This window comes from Saltatorellus ferox (genome assembly GCA_007751475.1).
Lineage (GTDB): Bacteria > Planctomycetota > UBA1135 > UBA1135.
Genome location: CP036434.1, coordinates 2,338,691 through 2,352,440 on the forward strand (window position 1 = coordinate 2,338,691; position 13,750 = coordinate 2,352,440).

A 13,750-nucleotide genomic window follows, 5' to 3' on the forward strand; every position below is an offset into this window, starting at 1 on the left:
ATCAGGCGGTGGCCAGGGAGATCCCGTCGCCCGTTCGAGCCCGCGCCTTCGCCGCGCGCTTCGTGACGCTGCGCGCGACCACGATGTGCAGCGCCGGGACCAGCGTGATCGCGATGAGCGTCGCGCCAGCGACCCCGCCCGCGATCGCGACCGCCAGAGGCGGCCAGAAGGCGCCGCCGGCCACGATGAGAGGCGCGAAACCGGCCATCGTGGTCAGGGAGGTCGAGAAGACGTGACGCGAGGCGCGTCGCACGATCTGAACGGTTGCGTCGATGTCTCCACGGTCAGCCCCCTCGTCTTCGCGAAGGGCGGCGAGCACGACGATCGAGTCGTTGATCGCGACGCCGATCAGGCCCATCGCTCCCACGATCGTCATGAATCCGAACGGAGCTCCGTAGACGGCGACCGCGAGAAGCGCGAGGCCCACGGCCAGGAACCCGACGATCGCGATGATGCCCGCCATCCGGAACGAGTTGAAGGTCAAGACGAGCGCTGCGGCCATCAGCACCAGCAGCAGCGCGGCAGAACCCGCGAGGTTGCCGACCGCCTCGTCGCGCTTTGCGCTCTCGCCGCCGACCTCCAGCTCGTAGCCGTCGGGGGCCTCGAAGCCCTCCGATTCCAGGGCCTCCAGCAGCTGGCCGAGGACCTCGCTCGGGAGCGTGCCCGCTTCGAGGAACCCCTGGGTCGTGTTCACGCGGCGACGGTTTCGGTGCGCGATGACCGCGGTCTCGGGGACCAGCGTCAGGTCGCCGAGGGAGGCGAGGTTCGTCCAGCCCTCGGCCGTCGGAAGGATGAGCGTCTCGACCTGGCGCGCCGAGCCGCGGACGAGATCGCCCACGCGCACGCGCACCGGAAGCTCTTCGGTCGCTTCGATGAGCGAGCCGCCCGTCACGCCGGTGAGGCTCTGCTCCAGGGCGGCGGCGACGCCGCGGTTGTCGGTGCCGACGAGCCGAGCCGTCTCGTCGTCGAGGTCCAGCCGCAGCTTCGGGGCACCGCCGTCCAAGGTCGAGCGAACGTGCGTCACGTTGGGCAGTCGCGTCAGCGCGAGGCGCACCTCGTCGCCGAGTGCGCGGAGACGCTGCAGGTCGGGCCCGTAGAGGTGCATCTCGACGGGCGCGTCGAAGGGCGGTCCCTGCTCGATCTGCTGGGCGAGCACGACGGCCTGGGGCACGGCCTCGTCGAGGGCCGCCTGGATGTCTCGCACCACCTGGATGGAGTCCTCCGGGCCATCGAGCTGGATGAGCGCCTGGGCAAAGAACGGCGCGTCGCGCTGGGTCTCGACCAGGTTGTAGTAGTACTTGGGGCTGCTCTGCCCGACGAAAAGATGGACGCGCTCCACGCGAGGGTGCGCGACGGCGACGTCCCGTGCACGGAGCGCGAGTTCCCTCGTCGTCTCGAGCGAGGAGACCGGCGCGAGCAGGAGCTTCACGTTGAACTGGTCGCGGTCCGCGGGCGGAAAGAACTGCTCGGGGAGCCGCGGCGCGGCGAGGAAGCCTAGAAACGGTGCAAGGATGGCCAGGGCCACCGCCAGAACCGGCCTTCCGAAGAGAAAGCCGAGCGCGCCGGAGTAAGCACGGTCGAGCCGCGGGAAATAGAGACCGCGTCCGAGGAACGTGTCCGCGCCCTTGGCCGGAAAGACCTTGTCCAGGAGCCCCGTGAGCGCGGGCGTGATCGTGAGGGCGAGGAAGAACGAGCAGGCGATCGCCAGGATCACGCTCAGCGCGATGGGGCCGACGAATTCCCCGGCGCCGCCGGGCATCAGCGCGATCGGCGCGAAGGCCATGCAGGTCGTCAGCGTGGAGCCGAACAGCGGCACGGCCAGGTGTTTGACCGCAGCGCCGACGGCCTCGGCGCGATCGTCGCCGCGCTGGAGCCTGTGCCGTACCTCGTCCACCACGACGATCGCGTTGTCGATCAAGAGGCCGAGCGCGATGATCATCCCGGTCACGGACATCTGGTGGAGCGGCACGCCGATCGTGCGCAGGCCCTGGAGCACCATGAGGGTGGTCAGCGGCAGCGCGGTCCCGACGAGAATGGCCGAGCGCCATCCCATCGTGAAGAACAGCACGACCATCACGAGAACGGCGCCGAACAGGAAGTTGAAGACGAGGTTGCCGAGCCGCTCCTCCGTGTACTTGCTCTGGTCGAACAGGACCTCTCCACCGACGCCCGCAGGAAGCGCTTCGTGGAAGGAGTCGGTCACGGCTCGGGCGCGCTCCGACCACACGTCGACGCGGCGTCCCACCTCCATGCGCGCCGCCACGACGACGCCCTCTTCGCCATCGATCAGCGCGAGGCTTTCGATGGGCTGCACCTCGGACTTGGTGATCGTCGCGATGTCCCCGAGGCGCACGAATGCGTCGCCTCCGCCACCGCGATCGATGAGCACGTCGCGGATTCTGTCGAGGGATTCGATCTCGCCCGAGACCTCCAGCTGGATCTCGTTCGTCGCGCCGGAGACTTCCCCCGCCGCGACCTTGGAGTCGCTGCGTTCGATCGCGGCCGAGACGAGCCTCGCGTCGAGGCCGAGGGACGCCATCTGGGCGGGATCGAGCTCCACGAGTACCTCTTCCTGGGGCGCCCCGGACAGCGCCACGTCGTGGGTTCCGGGAACCGCGCGAAGCTTGTCGGCGAGCTCCTCGGCGAGACGGCCGAGGATCGTGCGATTGGGCGTCGAATCGAGCTCCCACGTCAGCCCGACGAGCAGCGTGTAGGCGCTGAGTTCGAACTCGACGAAGTCGGGCTCGCGCGCCCCGGGCGGAAGGTCTGGGACGATCCCGGCGAGGTCGTCGCGGATCTCGGTCCACACGGGGCCGACGTTGGCGATCTCGTCGCGCAGCTCGATGGCGACCGTCGACAGGCCCGCGCGGGAGACGGACTTGATCTCCTTGATCTCCTCGAACTCGGCGAGCATGTCCTCGACGACGTCGGTGACGAGGGCCTCGACGCGGGACGCGTCGGCGCCAGGGAAGGCCGTGAAGATCTGCGCGTTGCGCGAGGTGAGTTCGGGGTCCTCCGCGCGCGGGAGCAGCTGGAACGACGCGAAGCCCGCGACCAGGATCAGCATCAGCGTCAGCGTGAGCAGACGCGGGTTCCGGTAGTAGAGGTTCGAGAGATCCATGGCGCTCAGCGAGTCCCCTGGTCGATCGGCTGGATCGCCTGCCCCGTCACGATGCGTCCGGCGCCGGACGCCACGATGGTCGTTTCCCCGTCGAAGGTGCCCCGGACGAACGCTTCGGACTCGTTGGCGGTCAGCACCTCCAGTTCGATGCGCACGGCCGTCGCGGGGCCGGATCCGCTCGCAGGCGCCTGGACCCCGAACGCACTCCAGAGCCCCCGCGCGCTCTCGGTGAGCGCGCCGATCGGGATCCAGGCCCCGTGCTCCTCTCGCTCCACCACGGTGTGGAGCGTGATGACGTCGCCGGGGCGCGCGCTGGCCTTCGTCGCCGACTCCTGGGACAGATCGAAGATCAGCGTGACCGTTCTCGTGCCGGGTGCGACCGTCCCGAGGGCGACCGTGCGGGTGGACTCGATCGTCTGGTCCCTGAGCTGCAGCCTACCGCGACCGTCCTCGGAGACGATTCTTTCGGCGAGTTCCACGGGCACGCCGACGTGGGCTTCGAGGACCCCGGCTTCCACGAGCCGCACCGCGGCGCTCGGCACCTGCTGGGAGACGACGGCTCCCTCGTCGAGATAGCGCGCCGTGATGGTGCCCGCGAAAGGCGCCTTCAGGATCGTCTTCTCCAGGGACACGTCGATCGTGTGGAGCGACGCGTCGAGTTCGAGGAGAGCGCCGCGCTGGGCGGCGATCGTCTCGTCGCGGGTTCCGTTCTCCAGCTCGGCGAGCTGAGCGCGGGCGGCCGCGAGGCGCGCGGCCAGCTGCTTCACGAGCGCTCGGGTCGAGTCGAGCTGCTCGGCGCTGATCGTGCCCTTCTCGGCCAGCTCTTCGCGTCGATCGCTCTGGAGCTTCGCCAGGTCCAGCTCTTCCTGGATCGCCTCCACGTTCGAGCGGGCAGCGTCGATGCTCTCCTTCCGCGGACCCTCCAGGAGTTCGTCGAGCACGGCCTGCAGGCGAATGCGCCGCGCCTCGACCTCTTCCCTTCGAGCCTCGAGTTCGGCCCGGTCGAGCGAGCCGATCGTCTCGCCCGCTTCCACCGTGTCGCCTTCATCGACGAGCAGCGCCGAGATCCTGCCGGATCCCTCGAACGCCAGGTCGGTGCTCTGTCGGGCGGTGATCTGGCCGGTGAACGTCCGCGGCACGTCGATCGTGTCGGTGGGCACGAGGCGCATGGTCTCCACGGGTAGAGCTCGGACCTCGGCGCCGGCGCCGGGTTCTCTTTCGCGAGCGTGGGCGGAGCGAGCGGCGACGAGGGCGTTCGCCCCGAAGCCGACGGCGACGAGGAGCAGGAGCCCCAGCAGCGTGGGTAGGAAGGACTTCCCGGAACTGGATCTCTTCAAAGTGAGCGAAGCTGGCTGCGGTTAGAAAGTTTCTTGACGAAACGTCGATTTTGGGCCGTTCAGAAAGGTCTGAGAGGTGGGGGGCGGGTCAGGCGGGGAGGAGTCCCGCGGCTTTCGCCTCGGTGGGAAAGACCTCTTCGAAGACCCTGAGGCGCGCGGACTCGTAGTCGTGTTCGGTGGACAGCGCCCTCCAGCCGAATCCGTCGAGGAGGACCTGGGAGTTGGCGACCAGAGCGGGCATGGGGTCCGTGACCGCAGGGATGTTGAGATGGCTCTCCAGATCGCGCATGAGGAACGCGCCGGTGTAGAGGTTCCAGAGGCCGACGCAGACCTGCTCGACGCTCTGGCCGGGGCGCAGCGCGAGGTCGCCGGAGGCGACGGCGTCGCGGATGACCCCGGTCGCCGTCCCGAAACAGCGAAACACGCACGTATCCAGGGATAACGACCGTTCTGGAGTGATCTTCTCCGAGCCCGAGGAGCTCTTGATCACCCGCTCCGCTTGCTCATGGTGGGGGAATAGCGTGAAAAAAAGCTCGGCGGCGGCGCCGATCGCGCCCATGCGCTCACGCGTGGTTCCGCGGAAGGTCGCAGCCCGCTCGAAGAGTTCGGCCCGCGTGTTGGCGCTCCGAACGGCGACCGCAGCGAGGAGGTCCTCCTTGCTCACGAAGTGCTGGTAGACCGTGCCCTTCGAGACGCCCACTTCTTCTGCGATCCGGTCCATGGAGAGGCCGAGGTAGCCGCGCTCCAGCAACATCGCCTGGGCCAGATCGAGGATCGTCTGTTCCCGTTCGCGGATCTCTTGCTGCTTGGCACTCACAGTTCGCATGGGGGCCAGCATGGCCCAGATTCCTGACGGAATGTCAATAAATTGCCACGAATCGCAAAAGACCTGCGGCGCGGCAGACTGACCCGGTCCCTCGTGGGCCCATGTCCGTTAGATTGCCCGGGCCATGACCCTGCAAACGAACGACGCGAAAGCCACCACCGAGAGCGCCACCATGAGCCCCTTCAGCCACATCCCGACCGGGCCGCAGAAGGCCCCTCGTGGGAACGAGCGAACCTGCAAGACCTGGGCGGCCGAGGCCGCCATGCGGATGCTCATGAACAACCTCGACGCGGAGGTCGCCGAGATCCCGGAGGAGCTGGTCGTCTACGGGGGGACGGGCAAGGCGGCCCGCAACTGGCCCGCGTTCCAGGCGATCATCGGGACGCTCCAGCGGCTGGAGCCCGACGAGACCCTCCTCGTGCAATCGGGCAAGCCCGTCGGCGTGTTCCGCACCCATGAGCGCGCGCCGCGCGTCCTCATCGCGAACTCGAACCTCGTCGGCAACTGGGCGAACTGGGATCACTTCCGCAAGCTGGAGGAGGCCGGGAAGATGATGTACGGGCAGATGACCGCCGGGTCCTGGATCTACATCGGGACCCAGGGGATCCTTCAGGGTACCTACGAGACGTTTGCTGCGTCGGCGCGCAAGCACTTCGGCGGTACCCTGAAGAATCGGCTCGTCGTGACGGCCGGGCTCGGCGGGATGGGCGGGGCGCAGCCGCTGGCCGCGACCATGAACGAGGGCACCTGTCTCGCCGCGGACATCGACCCGGCGCGGATCGACTTCCGCCTTCGCACGCGTTATGTGGACCAGCGCATCGATGACCTCGACGAAGCCATCGACACAGCGCTTGCGTGGAAGCAGGAAGGGCGCGCTCAGTCGATCGGCGTCCCCTGCAACGCGGTCACCTTGCTGCGGCGTTTGATCGAGCGCGACATCGTTCCCGATGTGCTGACGGACCAGACGAGCGCCCACGACCCGCTCGCTGGCTATGTGCCGGACGGGCTGACCGAGGAAGAGGCGGTCGCCCTGCGCGCGAGCGATCCAAAGGACTACGAGCACCGCTCGTATGAGACGATGAAGGAGCACTGCCTGCTCATGATCGAGCTGCAGAAGCGCGGGGCGGACACCTTCGACTATGGCAACAATCTCCGCGGCCACGCCAAGGAAGCGGGGCTCGAGAACGCGTTCGACTTCGAGGGATTCGTTCCGAAGTACATCCGGCCGCAGTTCTGCGAGGGGCGCGGGCCGTTCCGCTGGGTCGCCCTCTCGGGGGATCCGGCCGACATCCACAAGACGGACCAGATCCTGCTGGACCTGTTCCCCGTGGACGAGGCGCTGGGCCGCTGGCTTCGGATGGCCCAGGAGCGTGTGGCGTTCCAGGGGCTTCCGGCGCGGATCTGCTGGCTCGGGTACGGCGAGCGCGCGAAGGCCGGGAAGGCATTCAACGAGGCCGTTCGGAGCGGAGAGCTGTCCGCCCCGATCGTCATCGGGCGGGATCACCTCGACTGCGGCTCGGTGGCCTCGCCGAACCGTGAGACCGAAGCGATGAAAGATGGAACGGATGCCGTGGCGGATTGGGCGATCCTCAACGCCCTCGTGAACACGGCGTCCGGGGCCAGCTGGGTCAGCTTCCACCACGGCGGCGGCGTAGGGATGGGCTACAGCCTCCACGCGGGCCAGGTCACGGTGGCCGATGGCACCGACGAGGCGGGAGAGGCCCTCGATCGCGTCCTCACCGCGGATCCAGGCATGGGCGTGATCCGGCACGTCGACGCTGGCTACGACGAGGCCATTGCGTGCGCGAACGAGCGAGGCGTGGACGTCCCGATGGGGCTGTAGTCGCTTCGGGCACAAGTCGTCCCCCCCTGGAGGGCGGGGCGCCCCTGCGAGGGCTGGCCGTGGGAAACCGCGGCCGGCCCTCGTTCGTTTTCGCTGGCTTCGAAAGTCTCGGATCCGGGAAAGTTCGCGCAACCGTCCGGGGGGTTGCCCCATGAACCCCACGTCCGGCGTCTCCCAGGGCGGTGTTCCCCTGCCGGCACTTTTTCTCTCTCTTCGTTTCTCATCCCTCGATATCGAGTCACTCTGACCATGACCTACTGCCACACTGCCGATCCAATCGCCCGGGACGAACGTTCCAAGCGGCTGCTGCCTTTCCTGATCGCGGCTTCCGCTTTCTCCGTGATTTCCTCCTCGGCGCTGGCTGCTGGCGAGAGGGGCGAGAGTTCGCCCGCGGCGGGCCAGCTGCTTCAGCTCCGCTGTGAAGCCGCCGAGGAGGCTACCGGTGTGATCGGGCGGACCGTGGCGTTCCACACCGATGGCGACGGTCGGCTCGACCTGATCGCGAAGGTCAGCGATGAGCTGATCTGGGTCACGGCTCCCGACCCGCTTCAGCACTCCTCGACCCTCGGGATCGCGGGCGTGACGGCGTTCGCAGCCTTCGAGCGAGTCGGTACGGGCATCGGTGCTCTCGTCGTGGCCCATGCGGGCGGAGTCGAACTCGTGGTTCGCGACCTCGCGCAGATGCGGGTCTTCGCGCCGATCCGCACGCCCCTGGGCACATCGAGCTGGGCTCACGCGCGCTCCGTGGTCGCTGCGGATGTCGACGGCGATGGCGACATGGACATCTTCGGTTTGAGCGCGGACGGCACGCAGCTTCTGCAGCTCGAGCAATCCGCGCCGGACGTCTTCGTGGAGCTGGCGGCGGTCTCGCTCGGCGCGGAACTCGATGAACTCCGTGCGATTCAGTGGAGCGCGGGTCAAACCGCGCTCGCCGCGATTCTCCGGAGCGCGCTGGATTCCGCGTGTGTGATCGGAGGCGACGGTACGCTCTATCGCGCCGAGTCCTTCGCGGGCAGCATCGACGACATCGCCGTCGTTCGTGACGCCCATGCCGCTGGTGTGGACGGCCTCGCCGTTCTCAGCGGCGCGGCGATCACGTTCATGCGTCCCTCGACTCCGCTGGAATCGCCCGTCAACGTGGCTCCGGTGGCACCCACGAGCATCAGCGCGGCGGATGTGGACGCCGACGGGCGCGTCGACGTGCTCTTGAACTCATCGACCGTGGACCAGGTGACCGCGCTCCTCGGACAGGACCGCTCGTCCACCGGTGGTGCCACCTTCGTCGCGCCCAACGCGGCGACGGCGATCTCGATTCCCCTGGAGCAAACGGGCGCCTCGATGGCGGGCCAGCTCGCCAATCCGGTAGGCGCTGACTTCGACCGCGACGGTGATATCGATATCTTTCAGCTGATCGAGTCCACGCGGGGGGCCTGCGTTCAGCGGAACGTCGCCATGGACGAGACGACGCTGACGCCCGTGATGACCAACTTCGAGTACTTCAACACCCCGACCGGGCCGCTCGCGTTCGTCTACGTCGATGCCCTCGTCATGGGCGATGGCGCCGCGCCGAATCGCCTCGAGATCACGATCAGCACGCAGCCCCAGGGAGCCGCGCCGGAAGACGAGGAACAGCACTGTTTGCACCTGCTCTACGAGGTGGGGTCTTCCACGAGTGGCACCGGTGACATGGTGACCTTGCCTCTTCCGGTCGATCTCGGGGACTACTCGACGCTGCTCATCCGCGGCTTCCGAGAAGACGCTGGAACCCAGGCGGTGGAGAGCGCCGGCGTGGAAGCCTGCTATCGACTGATTCGAACGTACAACTCGCTTCAGCGGGGAACGGACAGTGGCTTCGACTGGATAAGGACGAACGGTGGTCCGCAGGGAACCCCGCCCCCGCCCCCGCCCAAGCCCATCGACCCCTTTGCGTGAGAGCCACGGGGAGCCTGAGCTAGTGCCCTGAATCAGAAGTTCGTCGCATTAGTTTTAGTCTGTTTCGTTTCGTAGCAAGGCGTCCGAACCACAGTGCGTAGCAGTAGTTCCGTCCAAGGTTCGGCAACGCAGCTACGGAGCGAAACAGGCGAAACTAATGCGACGAACTTCTGATTCAGGGCACTAGCTTCCATTTTGCAGGCTGTTCGACGTTCCAGGCGTATCCGCCAACGCGGATACGCGTCGAGCCAGCGCCATTCTTGCTCAGGCCCTCACCGAACGCGGGTGTCGCTCCAGCCGAAGAGCTGAAGCGTCGCCCAGAAGTGGGGATGGTAGAAGCCGTCGATCGAGGCCACTTCCCGTCGGGCGAGCAGCATGGCGCTACCCGCTGACAGTTTCTCTCGCAGGTACCCCCTGGCGAATGCCTTGATGAACGCCTTGGCGGCGTCCTGATCGATCGGCGCGCGGGCCGTTAGCGCGACGGGGATGCCCGCCTGGAGGAGTGCGCCGCTGAAGTCGCTGGCTCCCGCGTCACCCAGGCGTCGCGGTCCGAATCCCGCAGAGCAAACAGCGAGAAGGGCGACCGCCGGTCGATCGACGGCGGACGAGGAAGGCAGCAGCTGGAGGAGAGAGTCCGCACGGATGACTTCCCGTGACTGCCGTGCGCCGGAATCACTGCGAACATAGATGCCAGGCACATCACCGTCGCCAGCCCCCTCGCTTCCGTGGGTGAGCGCGATGAACAGGTCCGGGCCAGACTCCAGCGCTGAGACGAGGCCCTGCGCCGTTTCTGTCATTGGCCGCTCGAAGGACGTCTTGCTGCCGGAGGCCTCTTGCAGCTCGACGAAGTCCTTCAATCCGAACTGGATCGCGCGGAGCCGCGTCCCCGTTCTCGGCTCTTCCCCGGCGTCGGACAGGGCGAAGATGGAGAGGCTTGGTCGGTCACGGGGCGCACGACTGGCCGCGACGTCCTGGAGCTTCACGAGGGCGTTGACGGAGGGTGTTTGGGTCACTTCGCGGGTCAGGCCTATGGGATGCCCGTCTCGATCCGGCAGGACCTCGACCGCGTGGAAGCCAAAACCGTCCAGGCCCGCGTAGATCAGCGTATCGCTGGCTCCTTCTGGAACCATGCGCTTTGCAAGCCAACGAAGGTCTTCTTCGATGGAAGGTGGTGGCCATGGAGCCTCCGCTTTCGGTCGCTGGCGCAGCTCATTCAGAACGGGACCGAAGTGTCGACGGAACTCCGCGGTGCCCTCCAGCCTCGTGTGCTCGACGCCTTCTGCTCGAACCAGAAAGCGGTGGGTCGTCAACTCCGTGGGGACGAAGTACAAGAGCGTTGCGTTCAAATCGCCGCAGAGAGCCACCACGTCCGCCGGAGAGGCTGCGCGGGCATCGAGATGGCGCGCCACGGTCGAGCAGCTATCCGCGGCCAGGAGCCAGTCGAAGGCTCGTGCTTCGCGGCCTTGACCGGAGAGAAGCGCCGACTCCAGAACGAGTTGAAGCGCGTGGCGACGCTCTGCATACTGCAGAAAACCGATGCCGCTAGGCTGGACCGCTATCGTGGCCCATGCGTCCAGCAGGGAGTTGAACGCGGTCCTCAGCTCGGTCGCCGATCGTTCGATCGCTTCCACGTCACCAATGGCAAGCGCCACTTCGAAGCACTTCGCTGCGAGCCTCGTGGCGAGGAGCGGGTTCGCACTGGTTTGCTCCGATGGACGGGCCAGCGGAGAGCTGGGCGTCACGATCGTCTGAACGGATCGGAGCAAGCGCAAGGCTTCCAGGTCCTCCCCCTGGGCATGGAGGATCTCAGCGTGAATCAGGGTCGCCAGGTGCCTCGTGTGTCGGTCGATGTACGCCTGGCCTTCGAGGTAGCGGGCCGTTTCCAGAGTGGCGTAGGTTGCCCGGGAGAAGTCGCGTGGCGGCCGCTGCAGCCGCATTTCAGCCAGCGCCGCCAGGTAGAGGACCTCGTCCCTGCGCCTCATCCCGTCGGCAGAGAGTGCGAGGTCATCCCCCAGTTCGTCGAGTGTCCTGTCGGCGTATCGCAGCGCCTGTGCGTTGTTGCCCGTCGAGAGCAACTGCTTGATGCGTGCTTCCCACAGAAGGCCGGTGAGTTGAGGAGACGCCGTCTCGCCGCGACTCTCGATGAGCCTGGTCATCGCGCCGAGGGCCAGGTCGGCCAACTCGAGCCGGCCGAGGTCCGTCTCGGTACTGAAGCGGGCCTGGGCGATGACGAGCTGGGTGGCCCAGTCCGCGCCTTGAAGATCCGCTACGGAGAGGTCCAGGTCGCCGAGCGCTCGCTCGAATGCACCGCCCAGGCGGTAGAGGCTCGCACGCGCGGCTCTGAGGCGAAGGTCCCAGGGAGTCGTGGCCTCTTCGATCCGGACCTCGCCATCGTGTCCGATGAGTCGAAGCGCTTCCTGAAGGTCGCCGATCCTCGCCAGGAACTGCACCCGTCGATGGAGTTCACGCCATCGTACTCGTGGTCCAAAGACGCCGCCGGAATCGGAGTCCGAGAGCACGAAGTCCAGCCATCGCCCCTGGAATCCACTGATGCTCTCTTCACTGACCCAGCGTCCCGCATACTCGGCCAGGAAGTGAATGGCCTCGGCGACGGCTTCCGCCCCATCGCAGGCTTCCTCCGGGATGGGGACGTGCGCCGCCTCCAGCCACTCCTTCGCAAACTTGCCGAGGTCGCCGAGGATGGCGTATCGCGATTCGTCGTCCAGCTTCTCGTCATGGAACCGGGCGATGCGCGAAGCCACGTAGAGAAGGGGCGCAGCCTTGGGCCGTTCGACCCCGACGACCTCTTCGGAGTCAAATTCCTGCGCGCCGTACTCGAAGCCCTGCACCTCTTCGTCGAAGCCCTGCACCCCGTCGTCGAAGCCCTGCACGCTCGGCCCGACCGCGATCGCAGCGGTCAGGAAGCCTGCGAGAACGACCGCTATTGCCTCGCGTAGACCCGCGACCACATGGGCGGCGCGTAGGGAGGCTCGACCTCGCGATGGACTTCGAAGCGCATCACCTCCGGAAGCTGGGCTCGCGTTGATTCGGAACAGATCCATCGGGGCTCGTAAGTGGTATCGTCGAACGTGACGTCGTCCAATCGCTTGTCCTTCGTCACGTCGTGAATCTCGATGCGGAACGTCACGTGCTCCGGCACCTCACCACTGAAGTCTACGATCTCCGGAAGAACTTCCGGTCGCGTAGATGCGCCTCTAAATGAAACCTCGATCTCACCATCGGACGGTCCGAGGTAGACCGGCGTGTCGTTCTCGACGGTCCTCGACGCTCCCCAGGTCAACAGGAACAGCGCCGCAGCAGCCGCTGCCAGCGGCCAGTAGGGGAGCGGCGACCCGTGGTGCCGCGCAATTCGTTCGCCCCAGGGCCGATCTGCCGCGGGGCTGATCCGGGGCCCCAGGCGTCCCGGCGGGGACGGTGTTCCGGGCGCAGGAGTGGCCAGCAGCGCCGTTTTTCCGGTCGAGGACCGCCCCGGGGCACGCTCGACGAACATTGGCTCGACGCGTGCCTCTTGACGGACCTCCGCCAGCCATCTGTCCTTCAGCGAATCCACGAACGACTGGGTTTCCTCAGCGTCGGCTCCCAGAACCTCCAGCCTCTCCAGCTCGGTGAGCGCTTCGGACTCTTCCCGGGCGAGATCTTCGAGGAGCACGCGTTCGATGGCCCGGATCTCGGCGCTGGCGAGCCTGTCGTCCAGCTCATCGAAGAAGTCGAGCCCGCGGGCGTCGTCCTGCAAGCCATCTTCTCCAGGACCTTGCCAGGACTCCGGCGACTTCTTCGCCGGGAGGCCGTCGAAGGCCGAGTCGTCTGTTCGCGGGTCGTTCATCATTCTCTCTCCAGGTGAATGTCAGCGGGCGTTCCGCCGACCGGTTGTGCGAGGCTTCGATCGCTGCGAGCGTTCGGGTTCACGGATGGTCCCGGTGTTTGCCTCGGCATTCCGAGGGCCATGGGTCAATCGTCAGCCAGGCAGTCATCTCGGCCGCGGTCGGTTTTCGGCAGGTAGCTCTTCGCAGTTTCGTCCGCGCGAATCGCCCGCTGGAGCGCGGTCAGGGCCCGGTAATAGCGTGCCTTGATGGTGTTGATGTTCTCGCCGAGTTCGTCCGCAAGGAAGCTGAACGGCTGGTCCAGGAAGAGCTTTCGCTCGATGAGCTCGACCTGGCTCGGCGGCAGGTGACGCATGGCCTGGCGAATTCTGCCGGCCTCGGTGTCGAGGTGGAGCTGATCGCTCGCGTCGAGATCCGACGCCAGGATCGTGTGGATCTCCTCGTGCTCGGCGCGGCGGAACTCCGCCTTCGACTGAGCCTTCAATGACTCCTGAAACACGTGCGCGGAGTAGCGGTAGACCCATGTTTCGATCACGGAATGCCCCGTGAACGCACTTCGATCCCTCCAGACCCTCAGCGCGACCTCCTGGCTCGCCTCCTGCAACCTCTCGATGGAGAGACTGCGGTGAGCACGGCGGTTGATGCTGCCCAGGAATCGGGGGATACACTTCATTCGATCCGCGAACCGGGCAACGGCCTCCTCGTCGCCATCCAGCGTTTGCCGGATCAGCGCGAGGTCACGTTTCCATTGCTTCTCGTTCGTCACAGAGTTGAGTGATCACACGGCGTGATCGGTTGCCCAGGATCCAGGGATTTCTTCGGTGGGGGGGGCCCGGGGCCGTCAGCCCT

The 13,750-nt window shown here is 66.7% G+C and carries 8 protein-coding genes; 2 read left to right on the forward strand and 6 right to left on the reverse strand.

Going from position 1 to position 13,750, the window contains the following annotated elements; translation table 11 throughout:
• Position 1 precedes the first annotated feature (1 nt).
• The 3 genes from Poly30_RS08335 to Poly30_RS08345 all read right to left on the reverse strand — a co-directional run bounded on the left by Poly30_RS08335 (position 2) and on the right by Poly30_RS08345 (position 5,284).
• Complete coding sequence (locus tag Poly30_RS08335; protein ID WP_145196175.1) at positions 2-3,121, reverse strand: efflux RND transporter permease subunit; 3,120 nt, start codon at positions 3,119-3,121, stop codon at positions 2-4.
• A 5-nt stretch (positions 3,122-3,126) separates the two neighbouring features.
• Positions 3,127-4,458, reverse strand: a complete 1,332-nt coding sequence (locus Poly30_RS08340) for an HlyD family secretion protein (RefSeq protein WP_145196177.1) — start codon at positions 4,456-4,458, stop codon at positions 3,127-3,129.
• Between the two features lie 88 nt (positions 4,459-4,546).
• Positions 4,547-5,284 carry a TetR/AcrR family transcriptional regulator gene (locus Poly30_RS08345; protein WP_419191120.1) on the reverse strand — a complete coding sequence of 246 codons (738 nt, stop codon included), beginning with the start codon at positions 5,282-5,284 and terminating at the stop codon, positions 4,547-4,549.
• Between the two features lie 172 nt (positions 5,285-5,456).
• Here Poly30_RS08345 and hutU point away from each other — a divergent pair, with 172 nt between their 5' ends.
• Both hutU and Poly30_RS08355 read left to right on the forward strand, forming a co-directional pair.
• Positions 5,457-7,127: a urocanate hydratase gene (gene hutU, locus Poly30_RS08350; protein WP_145206025.1), complete on the forward strand. Its 1,671-nt coding sequence runs from the start codon at positions 5,457-5,459 to the stop codon at positions 7,125-7,127.
• A gap of 249 nt (positions 7,128-7,376) precedes the next feature.
• Positions 7,377-9,059 carry an FG-GAP repeat domain-containing protein gene (locus tag Poly30_RS08355; RefSeq protein ID WP_145196181.1) on the forward strand — a complete coding sequence of 561 codons (1,683 nt, stop codon included), beginning with the start codon at positions 7,377-7,379 and terminating at the stop codon, positions 9,057-9,059.
• Positions 9,060-9,331: 272 nt separating this feature from the next.
• Here Poly30_RS08355 and Poly30_RS08360 read toward each other — a convergent pair whose 3' ends face one another.
• The 3 genes from Poly30_RS08360 to Poly30_RS08365 all read right to left on the reverse strand — a co-directional run bounded on the left by Poly30_RS08360 (position 9,332) and on the right by Poly30_RS08365 (position 13,667).
• The gene (locus Poly30_RS08360) at positions 9,332-12,028 is read right to left on the reverse strand and encodes a CHAT domain-containing protein (protein WP_419191121.1); all 2,697 of its coding nucleotides are present in this window, start codon (positions 12,026-12,028) and stop codon (positions 9,332-9,334) included.
• The gene (locus Poly30_RS28245; protein ID WP_419191122.1) at positions 12,001-12,906 is read right to left on the reverse strand and encodes a hypothetical protein; all 906 of its coding nucleotides are present in this window, start codon (positions 12,904-12,906) and stop codon (positions 12,001-12,003) included. Before Poly30_RS28245 ends, Poly30_RS08360 begins: the two co-directional genes overlap by 28 nt.
• A 122-nt stretch (positions 12,907-13,028) precedes the next feature.
• Positions 13,029-13,667, reverse strand: a complete 639-nt coding sequence (locus Poly30_RS08365) for an RNA polymerase sigma factor (RefSeq protein WP_145196185.1) — start codon at positions 13,665-13,667, stop codon at positions 13,029-13,031.
• Between the last annotated feature and the right edge of the window lie 83 nt (positions 13,668-13,750).